General features: G+C 39.3%; 11 protein-coding genes. 6 read left to right on the forward strand and 5 right to left on the reverse strand.

The window, feature by feature from the left end; translation table 11 throughout:
* The first annotated feature begins 13 nt into the window (after nucleotides 1–13).
* The 6 genes from ACFSKV_RS01685 (at nucleotide 14) to rsmG (ending at nucleotide 12,897) form a co-directional block, all read left to right on the forward strand.
* Nucleotides 14–3,319, forward strand: a complete 3,306-nt coding sequence (locus tag ACFSKV_RS01685; RefSeq protein WP_465270305.1) for a VCBS repeat-containing protein — start codon at nucleotides 14–16, stop codon at nucleotides 3,317–3,319.
* A gap of 34 nt (nucleotides 3,320–3,353) precedes the next feature.
* Entirely contained in the window at nucleotides 3,354–3,938 is a 585-nt protein-coding gene (locus ACFSKV_RS01690; RefSeq protein ID WP_380799875.1) for a hypothetical protein, read from the forward strand.
* Nucleotides 3,925–7,248, forward strand: coding sequence for a VCBS repeat-containing protein (locus ACFSKV_RS01695; protein ID WP_380799877.1), 3,324 nt, complete (start codon nucleotides 3,925–3,927; stop codon nucleotides 7,246–7,248). The genes ACFSKV_RS01690 and ACFSKV_RS01695 overlap by 14 nt, the downstream gene beginning before the upstream one ends.
* Before the next feature lie 114 nt (nucleotides 7,249–7,362).
* Nucleotides 7,363–10,632: a VCBS repeat-containing protein gene (locus ACFSKV_RS01700; RefSeq protein ID WP_380799879.1), complete on the forward strand. Its 3,270-nt coding sequence runs from the start codon at nucleotides 7,363–7,365 to the stop codon at nucleotides 10,630–10,632.
* Between the two features lie 175 nt (nucleotides 10,633–10,807).
* Nucleotides 10,808–12,160, forward strand: coding sequence for a vanadium-dependent haloperoxidase (locus ACFSKV_RS01705; protein ID WP_380799881.1), 1,353 nt, complete (start codon nucleotides 10,808–10,810; stop codon nucleotides 12,158–12,160).
* A 104-nt stretch (nucleotides 12,161–12,264) separates the two neighbouring features.
* Nucleotides 12,265–12,897: a 16S rRNA (guanine(527)-N(7))-methyltransferase RsmG gene (gene rsmG / locus ACFSKV_RS01710; RefSeq protein WP_380799883.1), complete on the forward strand. Its 633-nt coding sequence runs from the start codon at nucleotides 12,265–12,267 to the stop codon at nucleotides 12,895–12,897.
* A 229-nt stretch (nucleotides 12,898–13,126) separates the two neighbouring features.
* Here rsmG and ACFSKV_RS01715 read toward each other — a convergent pair whose 3' ends face one another.
* The 5 genes from ACFSKV_RS01715 to ACFSKV_RS01735 form a co-directional block, all read right to left on the reverse strand.
* Nucleotides 13,127–14,275, reverse strand: coding sequence for an ATP-binding protein (locus tag ACFSKV_RS01715; RefSeq protein WP_380799884.1), 1,149 nt, complete (start codon nucleotides 14,273–14,275; stop codon nucleotides 13,127–13,129).
* Between the two features lie 186 nt (nucleotides 14,276–14,461).
* Complete coding sequence (locus tag ACFSKV_RS01720) at nucleotides 14,462–15,208, reverse strand: MIP/aquaporin family protein (RefSeq protein ID WP_380799885.1); 747 nt, start codon at nucleotides 15,206–15,208, stop codon at nucleotides 14,462–14,464.
* Nucleotides 15,208–16,698 (reverse strand): glycerol kinase GlpK, encoded by a 1,491-nt coding sequence (gene glpK, locus ACFSKV_RS01725; RefSeq protein WP_380799887.1) that lies wholly within the window; start codon nucleotides 16,696–16,698, stop codon nucleotides 15,208–15,210. The genes ACFSKV_RS01720 and glpK overlap by 1 nt, the downstream gene beginning before the upstream one ends.
* 124 nt (nucleotides 16,699–16,822) lie before the next feature.
* Nucleotides 16,823–17,872 carry a TolB-like translocation protein gene (locus tag ACFSKV_RS01730; RefSeq protein WP_380799889.1) on the reverse strand — a complete coding sequence of 350 codons (1,050 nt, stop codon included), beginning with the start codon at nucleotides 17,870–17,872 and terminating at the stop codon, nucleotides 16,823–16,825.
* Nucleotides 17,873–18,027: 155 nt separating this feature from the next.
* Nucleotides 18,028–19,590, reverse strand: a complete 1,563-nt coding sequence (locus ACFSKV_RS01735; RefSeq protein WP_380799890.1) for a glycerol-3-phosphate dehydrogenase/oxidase — start codon at nucleotides 19,588–19,590, stop codon at nucleotides 18,028–18,030.
* Nucleotides 19,591–19,602: the final 12 nt, after the last annotated feature.

Genomic DNA, 19,602 nt, shown 5'->3' on the forward strand with positions numbered 1-19,602 from the left:
GATTTAAACCCAAATTGAAGTCTTGAATCGTCCAATAATATTCCTTTTCATCGGAGTTTTGATCGCTTCCTCCTGTTCATCAAAAAAAGGTGGTAGACAATTACTTTTTGAGTTGATGGACAAATCCTGGACTGGTGTTGATTTCAGAAATGACCTGAATTACAATGAAAAATTCAATCCCTATACCTTTAGGAATTTTTATAATGGAGCTGGGGTAGCTTTAGGGGATATCAATAATGATGGCTTGGTAGATATTTTTTTAGCAGGCAACCAGACCGAAAACAAACTATATTTAAATAAAGGTAATTTTAAATTTGAAGATATTACTGAAAAGGCGGGGCTGGCAGTTCCTGGTATTTGGTCCACCGGTGTCTCCATGGCGGATGTGAACGGAGATGGTCTGTTGGATATCTATATCTGTAAATCAGGACCTTTGGGAGGAGAGGAAAGACATAACTCCTTATATATTAATCATGGGGATCTAACCTTTTCAGAGCAGGCCAAGGAATACGGAATAGCTGATGAAGGACTATCTCAACATGCCGTATTTTTTGATTTTGATAAAGATGGAGATCTGGATATGTATTTGTTAAACAATTCTGCCAGGTCAGTTGGAATCAATGATTTGAGGATAGGGCAAAGAGAAATCAGAGATCCATTAGGTGGCAATAAGTTATATCAGAATGATTCGGGAAAATTTGTGGATGTGAGTGAGGAGGCTGGAATTTACGGATCAGCAATTGGTTATGGACTGGGCATTACGGTAGCAGACCTCAATCGTGATGGATGGCCTGATCTATATGTCTCCAATGATTTTTTTGAGAAAGATTATTTGTATCTCAACAATGGGGATGGAACTTTCACTGAATCCCTGGAAGAAATGATTACGGAAATCAGCATGGGTTCTATGGGCGCTGATATTGCAGATCTGGATAATAATGGCTGGCAGGATATATTTGTAACGGAAATGTTGCCCGCTACTTTAGAGCGGGTGAAAACCAAAACTCCCTTTGAAGAATGGGATAAATACCAGGCTAATGTCAATGCAGGGTATTTTCACCAATTTACCAGAAATACTTTACAAAGGAACCTTGGTTATCGGCCTGGTTCAGATCAAATCCATTTTGTGGATGTTTCGAGGCAAGCCGGAGTAGAGGCCACTGACTGGTCTTGGGGAGCTTTGATTTTTGATGCCGATAATGATGGTTTGAAGGATATTTTTGTAGCCAATGGCATTGTTAAGGATCTTACCGATTTTGATTATGTGGACTATTATGTCAACAATCAGAATCTTATTGCCCAATTCAAAAAAGATTCTGTTTTGCTTACCAAGATGATTGATGAATTTCCTTCAACACCATTGCAGAATTACCTGTTCAAAAACCAGGGAGATTTCAAATTTGAAAACATTGCACCAGAGATAGGTATGGATCAGTTTACTTTTTCTACTGGTGCAGCTTATGCGGATTTGGACAATGATGGAGACCTTGATCTGGTGGTGAATAACCTGAATGGGGAAGTTTTTCTATATAAAAACAACAGCAGGGAAATCAATGCAAACAATTACCTCCAATTTGATCTGGCAGGACAATTCGGGACCCAAGTGACGCTTTATGCAGGTTCAGTCCAATTTTTTGCTGAACATAATCCTGTCAAAGGTTACATGTCTTCAATAGATCACAGATTGCATTTTGGAGTTGGAGATATCGAAATGTTGGACTCAGTAAGGGTGCTTTGGCCAAATGGTAAAACCTCCCTGTTGAAAAATGTGCAAAGCAATCAGCTTCTAGAGCTAAATCCTTCAACCGCCAATGAGACATGGAATTTTGATTATTCAGCCCCAAGAACAATCCTGACTTCTGTAAATGTTCAGGTTCCATGGAAGCATATTGAAAGTGACTTTATTGATTTTGACAGGGACAGGCTAAGGTTTCACATGATCTCCAATGAGGGACCAAAATTAGCCATTGGAGACATCAATGGCGATGGCTTGGATGATGTTTTTGCTCCAGGAGCAAGGGGACAGGCTTCAGTTCTATTGATTCAGGACAATCAAGGTAATTTCAAAGTCCACCAAAGTCTGATAGAAGATACATTGTCAGAGGATGTCGGCGGTTTGTTTTTCGATGCCAATGGGGATGGGTATTCGGATCTTTATGTATTGAGCGGGGGGTTGGAATTTGGAAACCGAAACAGCAATTACCAGGATAGGTTATACATAAATGATGGTAAAGGTAATTTTACAAAGTCTACTGGCCATTTGCCAGTACGATATGAGAGTTCTTCTTTTGTGAAAGATTTTGACCTGGATGATGACGGGAATTTGGACCTGATTATTGGTACGCGTAATATTCCCTTTGCCTATGGACTGCCTGGAGATGTGGTGCTTTTGAGAAACCAGGGTGATGGATCATTTGTTGACAATTCAGCCGAATTTAGTGAAGGATTGAAAAATTTGGGCATGACCAGAGATGCCTGGGTTGGAGATTTAGATGGGGATGATATCGCTGAATTGGTGGTGGTTGGAGAGTGGATGCCGATAAAAGTATACAAAAAAGTCAATGGGAAATACCAGGACCATTCAGATTCTTTTGGATTTGGTAAATCCGGAGGTTTTTGGAATACCATCCATGTGACAGATGTCAATAGAGATGGTAAACCTGATATCCTTTTCGGAAATATGGGCTTGAATACCCGTCTGAAGGCCAGTGAAGAGAGACCTTTGCAATTGCATATCAATGATTTTGACCAAAATGGCAGCGTGGAACAGATTTTGACCCAATATGAATTAGAATACGCTTATCCCTTGGTATTAAAATCAACGCTTTTGAAGCAGTTACCCGGATTAAGAAAGCAATTGCTTTCTTATGATGATTATAAAAACAAAAAAATAGAAGACCTCTTCTCCAATGAAATACTTTCAAGAAGCCTGGTATTGGATATTCATACTTTGGAGTCACGGCTTTATATCAACAAAGGAAATGGTAAATTTGAAAAGTCAAGTTTACCTTCCCTTGTCCAGGGAAGTCCACTTTATGCCATTCATTCCTTTAGAGATGATAAGGGAAATCTACATCTTCTCTTAGGAGGCAACCAAAGTAGAATTAAGCCTGAACTTGGAATAAACATGGGAAGTTGGGGTTGGCATCTGATCGGAACGGATTCCGGTGAGATGAGGATCATCCCAGCCTCTCAATCCGGCCTGTTTATCAATGGGGAAATCAGGGATATACAGGAATTTCAATCACCCAGTGGGAGGAGATGGATTGTGGGTAGAAATAATGGGGAATTGGCGTTTTTAGAACTTATTCCTGAGTAATAGATCGAAAATTTTGATTAGAGAATTAAGAAACATGAAGCGTATTTTATTCTTACTGGTTTTGATTAATACAGTGTTGGCTTGTAAACCAAAAACAGAATATGATAGGATTAAAGAAAGAGAACTCTCCTCTGGAAAAGTAGTGGAGGATCTTTTTTTGGATCTGCGATTTGGAATGGGAAGAAAGGAGTTTTTTGGGACTTGTTGGGAGCATAACAAAAAAGGAATCCTTACCAATGGGGCACATCATCTCATGGTCCAATATAAACCTGAAATGCCCTCCGGTAAAAATGCAGATATGTTTTTTTACCCCCAATTTGAAGAAAACAAATTATACTTCATGCCTATGGAATTTATTTACCCAGCCTGGTTTCCGGGAAATGAAGAATTCTCCAATGAAAAATTGTTTCAGGATGTGGTTGAATTAATGGGGGAATGGTATGGAAATGGTTTTTTTGAGGTTTCCAATACAGACCGGAGTATTAGGGCAATGGTAAAAATAGATGGTAACCGATTGATCCGCATATTTAAAAAAGATATTTCGACAGTCAGGGTTGAGATGCTTGATTTAAGGGTTAAAGATATTTCTGAAATGAAAAAAGAAGATGGTGCAGTATAAAAAAGGTCTATTGATCAACTTCATTCTATTGGTCATTTTGTGCTCCTGCAAAGGAAAAGTAGAGACACAAAAGGACACCTTATTTGAAAAAATCGATAAAGATTATTCAGGAGTCAATTTCAGGAATGACCTTGAGTTTGATGAAAGGTTCAACATTTTTACCTATAGGAATTATTATAATGGAGGAGGTGTAGCATTGGGGGATGTCAATAATGATGGCTTATTGGATGTTTACCTCTCAGCCAACATGGGTGAAAATAAGCTTTTTCTGAATCTGGGAGATTTCAAATTCAAGGAGGTGACAAAGGAAGCAGGGGTTGCGGGAACAAGGGCTTGGAGTACGGGAGTGGCTATGGCCGATATCAATGGAGATGGATTTTTGGATATTTACGTGTGTAATTCAGGAGATATTAAAGGCGATAACAAGCAAAACGAGCTTTTTATCAATAATGGGGATGGAACTTTCACTGAAAAAGCTGCAGCATATGGTCTTGCAGATGAGGGTTATTCCACCCATGCCGTTTTTTTTGATTACGATAATGATGGTGATCTGGATGTTTATCTGCTAAATAATAGTTATCAGGCGATAGGCAGCTTTAATAAAATGCAAAATGAAAGGCCCAGAAGGGATCCTGTAGGAGGGGATAAATTATTCAGAAATGATAGGGAAAAATTTACCGATGTTTCTGAAGAAGCAGGAATTTATGGGTCTGTAATCGGTTTTGGATTGGGGATAACTATAGGGGATGTCAACAGGGACGGTTGGATGGATATTTTTATCTCCAATGATTTTTTTGAAAGAGATTATCTTTATATCAACAATCAGGACGGGACATTTTCCGAAAGACTACCTGAATACATGAAATCAACTTCTGCTGCCTCCATGGGAGCGGATATTGCGGATATCAATAACAATGGCTATCTGGATATTTTTGTAACAGAAATGCTGCCGGAGCCTTCTGAAAGGCTGAAACAGATCACCACTTTTGAAAGTTGGGATAAATTTCAGTTCAATGTGGAGCATGGATACCATTACCAATACACACGCAATATGCTCCATGTCAACAATGGAGATGGGACATACTCAGAATTGGGAAGGCTTACCAATGTAGAGGCAACAGATTGGAGCTGGGCGGCTCTCATGTTTGATATGGACAATGATGGGTTGAAGGATATTTTTGTGGCCAATGGTATTTACCAGGATCTCACCGATTTGGATTATCTGAATTTTATTGACAATGATGAAACCAAGAGGAGCATAATTTCCCAGGAAGGTGTGGATTACAGAAAACTTATTGACCCTATGCCAATCAATCCAGTTTCCAATTACGCCTTCAAAAATAAAGGAGATCTTGTTTTTGAAAATGTTATCCACGAATGGGGAATGGGGGATCCAATCCATTCCAATGGTTCAGCTTATGGAGACCTTGACAATGATGGGGCAATGGATCTTGTGGTCAACAATGTCAATAATGAAGTTTTGATTTTCAAAAACAAAAGCGCGGAGATTCTGGCCGGCAATCATTATTTGAAAATTGCATTGGAAGGTAAAGGGAAAAATACCTCGGCAATCGGTACACAGGTCCGGGTGATTTCAGGAGATAAGGAATTCTATTTGGAGCAAATGCCCAATCGGGGATTTCAATCATCAGTGGATCCAAGGTTAAATTTTGGTTTGGGGGGAATTAATAAAATTGATGAGGTTCAGGTGAGATGGCCGGATGGCAAAATCACAATCGTTAATGATGTGGATGCTGACCAGATCCTGGAATTGAAATGGGAAGATGGTGTAGAAGCATCACCACAATTTCAATTTTTCAGGGAGCCAAGGGGACAAATATTCCAAAAGCTAGACAGAAAAATTATTGATTATGTCCATAAAGAAAACCAGTTTGTGGATTTCGACAGGGACAGACTGACTTATCATATGCTTTCAACAGAAGGCCCAAAAGCTATTTGGGGAGATGTGAATCAGGATGGATTGGAAGATGTTTATTTGGGGGGGGCTAAAGGATATCCAGGTCAGTTTTTTGTACAGCAGGCAAATGGTAGTTTTAGATTGTCTCAGCAGGAAGCATTTTTTGCAGATAGGGTTTCAGAAGACACCCATGGGGTCTTTCATGATTTCAATGGAGACGGGTCTTTGGACCTTTTGGTGACCTCAGGAGGAAATGAGTCCGGTTTTGGTGCCCTTGATCTTTCGGATAGGCTTTATCTGAATGATGGAAAAGGAATGTTCAACAAGGCTGTCACCAGTGGTCTTTCCAATTTCAAGAACAGTACTTCAGTGGTTCAATTGATTGATATCAATGAAGATGGGGCAATGGATATTTTTGTTGGGTCAAGGTTGGTGCCATTCCTCTATGGTGTAAATCCTAGCAGTCAGGTTTTGATCAATGATGGAAAAGGAAATTTTTCGGATGGGACGGCAGAGTATGCTCCTGCATTAAAAGAGATAGGAATGGTTACTGATGCTGTTGTGGTGGATTATGATGGGGATGGAAAAATGGACCTGGTGTTGGTCGGGGAATGGATGGCACCTACATTTTTCAGGAATGCCGGCAAAAGGTTGGAAAAAATTGAAATGCCGGAGATGGAAAATTATAAAGGTTGGTACCAGGCTATTGAGATCGGAGATTTCAATGGAGATGGCAAGCCTGACTTTGCTTTGGCAAATCATGGATTGAATACAAGATTTAAAGCCAATAAGGAAAGTCCGATCCGGATGTTTGTGAATGATTTTGACCAAAATGGATCCGTTGAACATTTGTTTGCCCAAAAGCAGGGCAACAGACATGTTCCATTTACCCTGAAGCACCAATTGGAGGCTCAAGTTCCTTCTATAAAAAAGAAATTTCTGAAATACAGCGCCTATAATGACAAGTACCTGGAAGAAATTTTCGATCAAAAGACCTTAGCAAACTCAGTTATGCAAGAAGTGAATTACTTTAATTCTGCCGTGGTGATCAACAAAGGAGAGGGTAATTTTGAGGTTAAGGAACTTCCTAGATATGCCCAGCGAAGCTGGATGTACACAGCCTTGGTGACAGATATTAATGGAGATGGAAAGGATGATCTGATCATGGGGGGAAATCTAACAGGAGCAAAACCTGAAGTGGGACAATATGATGGTAGTTATGGAGAGGTTTTACTGGGAAAGGGAGACGGAGGCTTTGATTATTGGCATAATAGAGAAAATGGGCTTCAGCTTCATGGAGACATCAGGGATTTACATACCCTTCAAATAAATGGCCAAAGGATGTTGGTAGTGGTGAAGAATGGTGATGCAGTGGAATTCTGGAACTTTTAACTAAGGGAATTTTCAAGCTCCAAACTCCAAGTTTAAGGTTCAAAACCTAGTGGATGGTCAAGTTGGGCTTATGGATCCAAGTTTCAAATCATCAGTTGAATATTGGAATTTTACATGCGTAGACTTTATATTATTCTTATTGTTTTTATTTTTTCTTCCTGTTCCAATAAGAAGGAGGAAGAACCATTATTTACCCTCATTCCTTCCCTTGCGACCGGAATAGACTTCAGGAATGACCTGTTGTCAACCGAGGATCTGAATATTTTAGAATACCTGTATTTTTATAACGGGGGAGGGGTTTCCTTAGGAGATGTCAACAATGACGGTTTGGTGGATATTTACTTTACCTCCAATCAAGGGGAGAACAAACTTTATTTAAATAAAGGGGAATTCCGTTTTGAAGATATTACCAATTCTGCAGGAGTAACAGGAGATGGAGGTTGGTCCACTGGCGTTACGATGTCAGATGTGAATGGGGATGGTTTTTTGGATATTTATGTCTGCCAGGTGGGTGATTACAAAGGTCTGAAAGGGAAAAACAAATTGTATATTAATAATGGTGACTTGACTTTTTCTGAAATGGCAGAAGCTTTTGGGATTGATTTTGTGGGTTTCTCGACCCATGCAGTTTTTTTTGATTATGACCAGGATGGAGATTTGGATTTATACCTATTGAATCATTCCATTAAGAAACCGGAAGTATTTTCTCATGCGGACACGAAGTTCACCAATCAGGATGAAAAAGGTGGGGATAAGCTTTATATGAGTTTGGTATCTGAAGGGGAAAACAGAATGGTGGATGTTACCCAGGAAGCGGGTATACTCTCTTCCAGTTTAGGTTTTGGCTTGGGTATTGGGATAGCAGACGTCAATGTTGACGGATGGATGGATATTTATGTATCCAATGATTTCACGGAAGATGATTACCTCTATATTAATCGGGGAGATGGTACTTTTCAGGAATCACTCCAAGAATATATAGAAAATACAAGTAGGTACAGTATGGGCAACGATTTGGCTGATATTAACAATGATGGCCTGCCGGATATTTTCACCACGGATATGCTTCCCGAGGATCCTGAAATTTGGATGAAGTCGGTAGGAGAAGACAAACAGGAAGTGTTTGATGTGAAAAAACGCCTGGGTTATGGTGACCAGTATGTAAGGAATCATCTTCAACTCAACAGGGGTAATGGGAAGTTCAGTGAAATTGGATTACTGACCAATACATTTGCAACAGATTGGAGCTGGTCTCCTTTGATTTTTGACATGGACAATGATGGGCACAAGGACATCCATATCACCAACGGAATAGTCAAAAGACCCAATGACCTGGATTTTATCCAATATAGCCAGGAGCCAAGCACGGGGGTATCTGAGCCAGAAATTCAAAAACAACAAATTGACATGTTGCCTACGGTTAAACTGGCTAATTTTTCTTTAAAAAATGAGGGAAAGTTAAATTTTACCAATGTTACGAAGCAATGGGGCCTTGGCCAACTTTCCTATTCCAATGGTTCTGCCTATGGAGATTTGGATAATGATGGGGACTTGGATTTAGTTATTAACAATACAGATCAAGAGGTTTTTGTTTATAGAAACAACAGTACAGAAAATTCGGGCAATCATTTTGTGCAAATAGATCTTAAAGGGGGGATCCCTAATGTCTTTGCTGTAGGAGCTCAAATCTGGGTATATGCGGGAGAAGACAGTTTTTACCAGTCCTTAAGTACATCCCGGGGATTTCAATCCGGTACTTCCACTACCATAACATTTGGATTGGGGAATAATTTCAGTATTGATTCGGTGAATGTTTTATGGGATTCCAAAAATTTTGAAGTTTTTAAAGGTTTGGAAGTGAATAAAAGATTTATTCTTGAAAAAGGAAAAGGGGAAAAGCGTTCTTTCAATAAATCTAGAATACCTACCATTCTGGAAATAGCTGATTTGGGAATTGATTGGACGCATAAAGAAAACAGTGAATTTGATGAATTCAGGAGGGAATACCTGATGCCAAGGCGTTATGGAGAAGAAGGCCCTGCATTAGCAATAGGGGATGTCAATGGGGATGGATTGGATGATATTTATTTTGGTGGGGCTAAAGGGCAGGCAGGAGCTTTGTTTATTCAAACTGAAAATGGAAGATTTAACCAAGTAAATAACCCTGTCTTTGAACAGTTGAAAACAGCAGAGGATGTGGTGGCATTATTTGTGGATTTGAATGGGGATGGACACCTGGATTTATTTGTTGGAAGTGGGGGCAATGAGTACGCAAGCGGTGAGATTTTCAATTTTGACAGGATTTTCCTAAATGACGGAAAAGGAAATCTTAGGTTTTCCATGAATTCCCTACCTCCAATAGGAGAGAATACCTCTACAATTGCTGTTCATGATATCAATCAAGACGGTTATCCGGATTTATTTATAGGTAGTTCTGTGGTAACGGGAAACTATGGAGCTATCCCGAAATCGTATTTGTTGGTGAATGATGGAAAAGGGAGGTTCAGGGATGCAACTTCCCAGTATTTTGAAGATGATTTCAGGCCAGGAATGGTTCAAAAGGCGTTGTGGGAGGACATTACCGGGGATGGGCAAGATGAATTGATTTTAGTAGGGGAATGGATGCCGGTAAAAGTATTTGCTAAAAATAGTTCAGGCAAATTTCATGAAATCAAAGAGTTGGCTGAATCAGGATGGTATTATGGGGCAAAGGATTTCAAGTTTAATGGAAAATTTAAGGGGTTATTGTTGGGTAATCTGGGATTGAACTCAAAGTTAAAGGCATCTTTAGAAGAACCTGTATGGTTATATCATGGTGATTTCGATGGTAATGGACAGGATGATCCTTTAATTTTTCATTATATGCAGGGACATTTAGTGCCTTTTGCATCCAGGGATGATCTGATCAAGCAGATTCCAGCAATCAAAAAAAAGCATGAAAGTTATGTGGACTATTCAGGTATCCGACAACCTGGTGAATTATTGGATAAAAAACAGATGTTGGAGGCAATGAAGGTTGAAGCAAAAGAATTTCGTTCTGGCTTACTATTACAAAAGGATGCCGGATTGGAATGGGTTCCTTTTTCTATTGAGGCACAATTTGCACCAATAAAGGGTTTTATTTCCTTTGAGTCGCAGGGCAAATCATATGTGTTGGCAATAGGAAATATCAAGGGTTTCAGAAATGACCTGGGTAAAGCCATGTCCCAGCCTTTAGTGTTAATGGAATGGGATGGTAAATCTTTCAAATATATCCCTCTGGGATTGAATGGAAAAGAATATTGGGGAGAATACCGAAATGCAGGAATAATCAGGATCGATGGACATAATCATATTCTATTGACCAGAAATAATGAAGCACCTGTCCTGTTAAAAATAAGGTAATGGAAATAAAAAGGGTATAAAACCTGCTTAATATCAGTTTTTTGTACCTTTTGAAAAGATTTGATTTTCCATATTATTTCATAGATTTGAAGTTGAAAACCCGCGAAATCATTTCCCGTTTTAATTGAATATAAGGGATTTGAATAGTTGAAGAAAATTGCTGAAGTACAATCCAATGAAAAACAAGATTCAAAGATTATTTCTGGCCATGTTGGTAATGGTCAGTGTAATTGCCTGTCAGGACAATAACAATTACCATGAGGTAATAAAAGATGGGGATTATCTGATTGCTGCACAACTGAAATTAACTGATGTTATTATCCATGATATTTTCTCTCCGCCTGTTGCTAGCAGAATATATGCTTATCCTGCCATAGCTGCATTTGAAGTAGCTGCTTTGGCGGATCCCTCCTATAGGTCTTTTATGGGGCAACTCAATAGATTTGAGAAAGCGGAATTTGAACCTTCAGAGGATATTTATTATCCTTTAGCATCCCTTGCTGCTTATTATAAGGTAGGAACAGCAATGATTTTTTCTGAAAATCTGGTACAGGAACACAAAGAAAAGGCCTTTAAAGAAATAAGGGAAAAGGGAGTACCTAAAAAAGTTTTTGATAGGTCAGTTGCCTTTGGTGAACAGGTTGCAGATCATGTCATAGCTTATTCAAAAAAGGACAATTATCATGAAAGCCGGTCTTTTGAAAAGTATACCGTAAAAAGTGATGCTTATACCTGGCAACCCACTCCTCCGGCATATATGGAAGGCATTGAACCACATTGGAATAAAATCAGGCCATTTTTTCTTCAATCTGCTGATCAGTTTAAATCTGTTCCTCCAACAGATTTTTCTACAGATCCTTCAAGTCAGTTTTATAAAGAGGCGGATGAGGTTTTTACGATTGTAAAAAATCTTTCCGATGAACAAAAAGACATTGCCATGTTTTGGGACTGTAATCCTTACAAGGTCAATGTCAAAGGTCATGTGATGTTTGCAGAGAAAAAAATAACTCCCGGGGGTCATTGGATGGGAATTGCAGCAATTGCGTCCAAGACAGCAGGGCAGGATTGGAAAGGAACGGCCGAGACCTTGGCCTATACAAGTATTGCCATTTTTGACGCCTTTATCGCTTGTTGGGATGAAAAATACCGGAGCATTTTGATCAGACCTGAGACTTACATCAATAAATATATTGATGAAGATTGGCTTCCATTATTGCAGACACCACCGTTTCCGGAATATACCAGTGGGCATAGCGTGGCATCCAATGCCGCTGCTGAAGCCTTGAAAAAACTGTTTGGTGAACCCTTTCATTTTGTAGATTCAACAGAGGTGGCCTATGGATTACCGATAAGGGAGTTTGACTCATTTAGGCAAGCAGCTGATGAAGCAGCAATCAGCAGGTTATATGGAGGGATTCATTATATGCCGGCTATAGTTAATGGTGCTACAAAAGGCCAGAATTTGGGATTATTTTTAAATGAAAAAGTGATCACCAAATCACAGAATCTTGCAAAAGTGAATGAATAAAATAAAATTGTTTAAAAAAAATATTTATAAGGACCTGGCGGTATAGAATACCGACAGGTCTTTTAGTATAAAACCTTAATTTTGTGTCACAATAAAAATATCCCATGGACATCATCCTCAAATACTTTCCTGATCTTAGCGAAACACAAAGAGAAAAGTTTGCGAGATTAAAGCCCTTATATGAAGAATGGAATGAGAAAATCAATGTGATCAGTAGAAAAGATATGGAGCATTTTTATGAGAAGCATGTGCTGCATTCTTTGGGGATAGCCAAGGTGATTTCATTCCAGCCTGGGACAAAAGTATTGGATATCGGAACCGGAGGAGGATTTCCAGGAATACCTTTGGCAATTATGTTTCCGGAAACCCATTTCCATTTGGTGGATTCCATTGGGAAAAAGATTGCTGTTGTCAAGGATATTGCCAGGCAATTGAAGCTCTCCAATGTAGAAGCCCAACAAACCAGAGCTGAAGAATTGGTAAGAAAGTATGATTTTATTGTGAGTAGGGCGGTAACCCGATTTGCCAATTTTTATCCTTGGGTAAAAGGAAAATTCAGGAAGGAAGATTTCAATGAATTTCCAAATGGAATACTTCTTTTAAAGGGTGGAGCTGTGGATGAAGAGATGGAAGAAAGGCCTGTAAGCTATGTGACCTATCATCTTGACGATTATTTCAAAGAAGAATTTTTTGACACCAAGAAAGTGGTATATGTGCCCTGGGAGGGGAAAAGGTGATTTTGATTCAAGTTTCGAGAGTTAAGAGACAAGACTCAAGACATAAGATGCAAGAAAAAAGAATTTTGGATTTCGAAGGGCGGATTTGGGAAAACTACTTTTGAAATTTTGCAATTTCTTAATGAGATATTCCGAATTAATCATCCGATTTAGTTGTATTTTAATAGATTGTAAATCTTATTGTTATTGTTTTTTTATCCTATTTCAATGGATATGAAAAAAATTCATTTCAGTTTAAATCTTTCCAATTTCTAATTTGGATTCCTTCCCGCTCTAGATGTAGGTTACCTGCATATATAAGCATAGGAAAAGTCTCAGGTGCCAGTTTTTGGAAATATTTCAGCCCTTTGAGAAAGTCTGTATGAAAAGTTTCAGAGGATTTGAGTTCATACGCTATCACATTGCCTCCTTTTTCCATAATCAGGTCAACTTCATTTTGATGGTTATCTCTCCAATAATAAATATTTGGGATTTCACCTTTATTCAGTTCACTTTTCATAATTTCTGTAATAATTAAATTCTCAAAAATTGGCCCTTTGGCAAAATGAATTGCTAAATCATTATTTGTTTTGATTCCCAATAAACTACAAGCTATTCCAGTGTCATAGAAATATATTTTAGGAGTTTTAATAATTCTTTTGTTAAAACTCCTAAAATAACTGGGTAAACGGAAGGCTATAAATGTTGCCTCAAGTACAGAAAGCCAAGAGTTTACTGTTTTTTGGTCTATCCCTAATTCATTGGAAAAACTGCTTTGATTAAATAGTTGTCCAGTTCTGCCAGCTAATAACTGCATGAATTTCTGAAAAATAACCAGATCTTTAATGTTCAAAATTTGTCTTACATCCCTTTCAATATAGGTTTGTATGTAATTTGGATAAAAATCGCTTGGTTCTATATTATACATGTGTTTTCTTGGATATCCACCTGCAAGGGCAAAACCTTCCCAGGATTCTAATTGAGTATTTTTAGCTATTTCTTCCCATGAAAATGGGAGAAGGTTTAGAATGGCTATCCTACCTGCAAGTGACTGCGAAATATTATTGGAAAGAAGAAAATTCTGTGAACCTGTTAAGATATATTCACCCACTTTATTTCTTTGGTCGCTTATTACTTGCAAATAGGAAAATAATTCAGGAACCCTTTGTACTTCATCTAGTATTACTCCGTCCTGATAGCTTTTTAAAAATCCTAAAGGATCACTTTGAGCAAAACTTCTTAATTCTGGCAACTCAAGATTTACATATTTATATTTTGGTTTTAGCGATTTGGCAAACGTTGTTTTTCCAGACTGTCTTGGACCAGTAATGGCTAAAAATGGAAACTTATTCAATAAAGAATCTGCCTTCTGGAATAACTTTCTATTTAGAATTTCCATTCTGTACAAATTAGGAGTTAAATCCCTAATTTGTACAGAATTATTTGCTTTTCCAAATAATCCAAATCTTTCCAGTGTTTCCACCCTTTGGAAATCCCCCTTCTTTTTTCTTGGTACATCGTAATTGGTACTTGGTAAAAATCAAAACTTATGAATAGAATCTTGTTTCTTTCGTCTTGCCACTAATCACACAATACCTCCAACGCCCAACAGTAAATAAATCCCAGCAGCTATGGCTGCACCTAAAATCGGGCCCAATACCGGAACCCAACTGTAGGCCCAATCACTGCTGCCTTTGCCTTTGATAGGGAGGATTTGGTGCATGATCCTAGGTCCAAGGTCCCGGGCTGGGTTGATGGCATAACCTGTTGTACCTCCTAGGGCCAGACCGATTACCCAAACCAAAAATGCTACGGGCAATGCGCCTAATGATCCCATTCCGATGGGGGTATCATTACCATCCTGAATTACCGGTTCAGTTGAATAAAGGATCACAATAATGAGAACCGAGGTTCCTACAATTTCTGATATCAGATTGGAAGGTAAGTTCCGTATGGCAGGGGCAGTGGCAAATGGAGCAAATTTCGATCCAGGGTCATTGGTGGCATCAAAGTGATCCTTATAAACCAACCAGGCTATCCCACTACCAAACATGGCACCCAAAACTTGGGCTAGTATATATTTGGGTACCAAAGCCCAGGCAAAATCTCCGGTAATGGCCAAGGCGATACTAACCGCAGGGTTCAAATGCGCACCACTATAAGGTCCAGCTACCACCACACCGATAAATACACCCAATGCCCATGCTGTGGTGATGACGATCCAACCACTGCCATTGCCTTTGGTTTGATTAAGGACTACATTGGCCACAACACCTGAACCCATTGCTATGAGAAGTGATGTGCCTACAAATTCTGCTACAAATACATCCATTATTCTACCCAGTTTTTTGACCTTTCAACAGCTTTATTCCAAAAATGTAAAAAATGTGCGACTTTTCCAGCATTCATTTGGGGTTCAAAGGTTTTATCTGACTCCCAAAGGGATTTTAACTCTTCTTCGTCTTTCCAAAACCCTACAGCCAACCCAGCTAAAAATGCAGCCCCTAAGGCAGTGGTCTCTATAATTTTTGGACGCTGGATTCTGCAACCTAGGATATCTGCCTGAAATTGCATCAGGAAATTATTGGCAGTTGCTCCACCATCTACCCGGAGTTCCTTAGTGGGTTCACCGCTGTCTTTCTCCATAGCTTTGATCACGTCATAAACCTGATAGGCAATAGCCTCTAGCGCTGCCCGGGTCATATGGGCAATCGTGGTACCTCTGGTGATCCCGAAAAATGCCCCTCTCGCATTTTGGTCCCAGTGGGGTGCTCCCAAGCCTGCCAGCGCAGGTACAAAGTAAACCCCGTCATTGTCTTCAAGGCTTATGGCCAGCTTCTCACTTTCTTTGGCATGGCCAAAGAGTTCAATCCCATCCCGTAACCATTGAATCGCAGCTCCGCCAATAAATACCGAACCTTCCAAAGCATAATTTACCTTCCCATTTACCTCCCAGGCTACTGTAGTCAACAATTGGTTGTTTGATCTTACAGGCTTCTCACCTGTGTTCATGACTAAAAAGCAACCAGTACCGTAGGTTGTCTTGGCCATTCCAGGTTGGGTACAAAGTTGCCCAAATAAGGCGGCCTGCTGGTCTCCTGCAATTCCCGCAATGGGGATTTTATGGGATAATATGTCTCCAGAGGTCTCACAATAGATTTCAGAGGATGATTTTACCTGAGGTAAAATAGACTCGGGTATATCAAACAAAGCCAATAAATCTCTTTCCCATTTTTTTTCATGGATATTGTAAATCATGGTACGGCTGGCATTGGTAATATCTGTGACATGGGTATTGCCTCCTGTAAGTTTCCAAACCAGCCAGGTGTCAATAGTCCCGAAAGCCAGTTCCCCATTTTCTGCCTTCTCTCTTGCTCCATCCACATGGTCCAATATCCATTTGATTTTAGTGGCTGAGAAATACGCGTCCAATATCAATCCGGTTTTTTCGGCGATCAAGTCAGCCTTTCCTTTTGCTTTGAGTTCATCACAATAAGAAGCAGTTCTTCTATCCTGCCACACGATAGCATTGTAAATGGCTTTGCCTGTTTTCCTGTCCCAAAGAATGGTAGTCTCTCTTTGGTTGGTGATTCCGATGGCAGCGATATCCACAGCTTTAAGACCTTGATTGGCCAGGGACTCAATCATCACTGAGGATTGGCTTGTCCAGATTTCCTGTGGGTCATGCTCAACCCAACCTGATTTTGGGAAATGCTGTTTGAAATCCTTTTGGGCCACAGATACAATCTGACCTTTTTTATTGAAAATAATTGCTCTCGAACTTGTTGTCCCTTGGTCAAGGGAGAGGATGTATTGGGACATAAGGTTTGGTTATTTGGTTATTGGTTGATTATTTCAATAGTTGATTTACCGATTGAATGGATTAGATAGTGATAAATTATAGAAATAAGGTAGAAATACAATAGTTCTTTTCACTGGGGTTTTTCTAATTTTCCTTCTTTTTATATTTTTCATAAAGTTCCAAATCAAACAGGAAAATACCTCTGCCATCCCCAGCCCCTTTCTGAAATCCAAACTGATGGGCAATTATATTTCCATGTTTATTCACTACTGGATTGTCTGATTTTATTTTATTTAAATATCGGGTAGAGAAATCTGCCAATCTTTCCACATCTCCACTGCCATCCAACTTTAATTTGTAAATATCGAGTTTGTATTTGTTTCTTTCTTCCATTGGTTGGTGCCGGTCACTTTCTATGGCCATATAATTTCCATCTGGGAAAATACCTTCTGCTTCATTATAGCTATTGGGTAAATCGGTATACTTGATCGTTTCTTTTGTCTTTAGATTGAAGCCAAACACTTGCGAATTGTAATACTGATCTTTTGCATCACCCCAATAATGAGTGTAGATAAGTTCCTCATTCAAAGGTGGTCTGAAATCCTGGGTTTCCAACCGGACATAATCGGATGAATCCTTGTAAGAAATAACTGTTTGTATATCTTCCAGGCGGGGTACCCCTCCCTCATAAATTATCTCGCCGGTTTTTATTTCTCTTTGTTCTTGAAGCGTCCAGGCTATCTTCATACTGTTTTTTGACACGGCAGGACCTTCGTCACAGTAAGCATTTAAGGGATAAGGACTATTGGGGTTGTCTTTGGTGAGTACATATAAACCCAGTCCGGAATGTCTGTCTTTTTCGGGGTTGGTAGCGTTAAAAATATTTGAACCCATAGCCAGCAGTAAATCTCCATTGGATAAACATAAAACACGATGAATGCCACCATGATAAAAGCCAGAAGTTACTTGAGATACCTCACGGGTAGCAATATTGATCTTAAAAACATCCCCCACCAGTTTATTTAAAAAATAAATGTTTTCCGAATTTTCATCCCATTCAGGCCTTACGCCCCAGGTAGTAAGAATCGAAAAGTATGGGGGTAATTCCTCTTTCAATGATTCGATTGTTTGGGTATTTGCCGGATTCATAAATTGAAGGAATAAAATGGCAGTAATAAGTACTGATTTTTTCATTTTAAATACGTGGTTTTTTGTGTTAAAATTCCTTTTCTAATTGTACTGATAAAAAGTATTGTTTTCAATTTTCAACTTTGATTCTTTTTGAGATCTTAAGGGGCCAATGAGAATTATTTACCACCAAATTCTTTTTACAATAAGCATCTTCCCAATTACTTCAAAACATATTTAGCTGCCAATTTTTGAAAATCTATCAGTTCCTTATCTATCCAGGACGAATCTTTTCCTAGTTCTTTAGCCATTAATTCAGCCACTTTTGGAGCCATTTCTAAAGCGGCTTTGGCATCCAGAAACAATATCCGAATCCTTCTTCCTAAAATGTCATCTACATTTTTTGCCATTTCATGACGGGTACTCCATATTACTTCGGCTTGAGTGTAAGGATAATCAGGGTGTAGTTTTTCTCCCAAATCAGGTTGTTTTTTGATTACATCCAGGATCTCGTCTGCATCGGTTCCATAGCTTCGCCAATGACCAGGTTTGGGTTTGACAGTGTATCCATGGTATCGAATATCAGCAGAAGTGCTCGGCTTGAGGATTTCACCGGTTACCTCTGTGAAATGGTTAACTGTATCTTCTCCCATTTTCCGAAAAGTGGTCCATTTTCCTCCCGTAATAGATACCAGTTTGCTTTCTGAAACAATTACTTTATGCGACCGGGAAATTTCTTTGGTTTTGGTACTTCCTTCTTTTGGTGCTGCCAAAGGACGCAAACCTGCAAAAACTGCCTTTACATCTTGTCTTGAAGGCGCCTTGCTGAGATATGCTTCTGCTGTTTTTAAAACAAAATCTACCTCTTTGCTTAAGGCTTCGGGCTCCAATTTGGCTTTTTCCCTTAAAGTATCTGTAGTGCCAACTACCAGTTTACCCTGCCAGGGCACAGCAAATAAAACCCTTCCATCGGATGTCTTGGGGATCATTAGTGCATCCTTTCCCCCAAGGAAACTTTGCTCCAATACCAAATGGATTCCTTGAGATGGTTGAATACTTTTTGGTGCAGCAGGTTGATCCATCTGAAGTATTTTGTCAGCAAAAACACCCGTGGCATTGACCACCATTTTTGCAACTATTTTATATTTTTCTTCATTGAGTTCATCCCTTACTTGGATACCGTTAATTTCTCCATTTTGGTCTTTCAATAAATCAGTGACCTTCATGTAATTCAACATACATCCCCCCATATTGTCACAGGTCATGGCAATACTTAATGCCAATCTTGCATCGTCAAACTGTCCGTCATGATAGACCACGCCTCCCTTCAGCCCTTTTTGTTTGATTTGGGGGAGTCTTTTTATTGTCTCTTCTCTGGATATGAACCTGGATTTTCCTAGACGTAATCGCCCTGCCATCCAGTCATAGATTTTAAGGCCAATACTGTACTGAAGTTTATCAAAAAGTGTATAGACTGGAATGATAAAAGGTTGGTTATAAGTGAGATGAGGTGCATTTTTTAATAACCTTCCCCTTTCTTTTAAGGCTTCAAAAACCAGCATGATGTCACCTTGTGCCAAATAACGCACCCCACCATGTACCAATTTGGTGCTACGGCTCGAAGTACCTTTGGCAAAATCTGCTTTTTCTACCAATACTACGGATAATCCCCTTGATAAAGCATCCAAAGCCACCCCTAACCCGGAAGCTCCACCACCGATAACAGCAATATCCCACAATTTTCCTTTCTCTTCGATTCGTTTTAGGTTTTTTATCCTATCCATTTTTTATTGTTT

The sequence above is a fragment of the Shivajiella indica genome, from assembly GCF_042683085.1.
In the GTDB taxonomy this organism is placed as follows: domain Bacteria; phylum Bacteroidota; class Bacteroidia; order Cytophagales; family Cyclobacteriaceae; genus Shivajiella; species Shivajiella indica.

Bases quoted from the DNA above. Each gene is read 5' to 3' on its own strand.
- ACFSKV_RS01690 (WP_380799875.1), top strand. From the start codon at position 3,354: ATGAAGCGTATTTTATTCTTACTGGTTTTGATTAATACAGTGTTGGCT.
- ACFSKV_RS01695 (WP_380799877.1), top strand. From the start codon at position 3,925: ATGGTGCAGTATAAAAAAGGTCTATTGATCAACTTCATTCTATTGGTC.
- ACFSKV_RS01700 (WP_380799879.1), top strand. From the start codon at position 7,363: ATGCGTAGACTTTATATTATTCTTATTGTTTTTATTTTTTCTTCCTGT.
- ACFSKV_RS01705 (WP_380799881.1), top strand. From the start codon at position 10,808: ATGAAAAACAAGATTCAAAGATTATTTCTGGCCATGTTGGTAATGGTC.
- rsmG (WP_380799883.1), top strand. From the start codon at position 12,265: ATGGACATCATCCTCAAATACTTTCCTGATCTTAGCGAAACACAAAGA.
- ACFSKV_RS01715 (WP_380799884.1), bottom strand. From the start codon at position 14,275: ATGGAAATTCTAAATAGAAAGTTATTCCAGAAGGCAGATTCTTTATTG.
- ACFSKV_RS01720 (WP_380799885.1), bottom strand. From the start codon at position 15,208: ATGGATGTATTTGTAGCAGAATTTGTAGGCACATCACTTCTCATAGCA.
- glpK (WP_380799887.1), bottom strand. From the start codon at position 16,698: ATGTCCCAATACATCCTCTCCCTTGACCAAGGGACAACAAGTTCGAGA.
- ACFSKV_RS01730 (WP_380799889.1), bottom strand. From the start codon at position 17,872: ATGAAAAAATCAGTACTTATTACTGCCATTTTATTCCTTCAATTTATG.
- ACFSKV_RS01735 (WP_380799890.1), bottom strand. From the start codon at position 19,590: ATGGATAGGATAAAAAACCTAAAACGAATCGAAGAGAAAGGAAAATTG.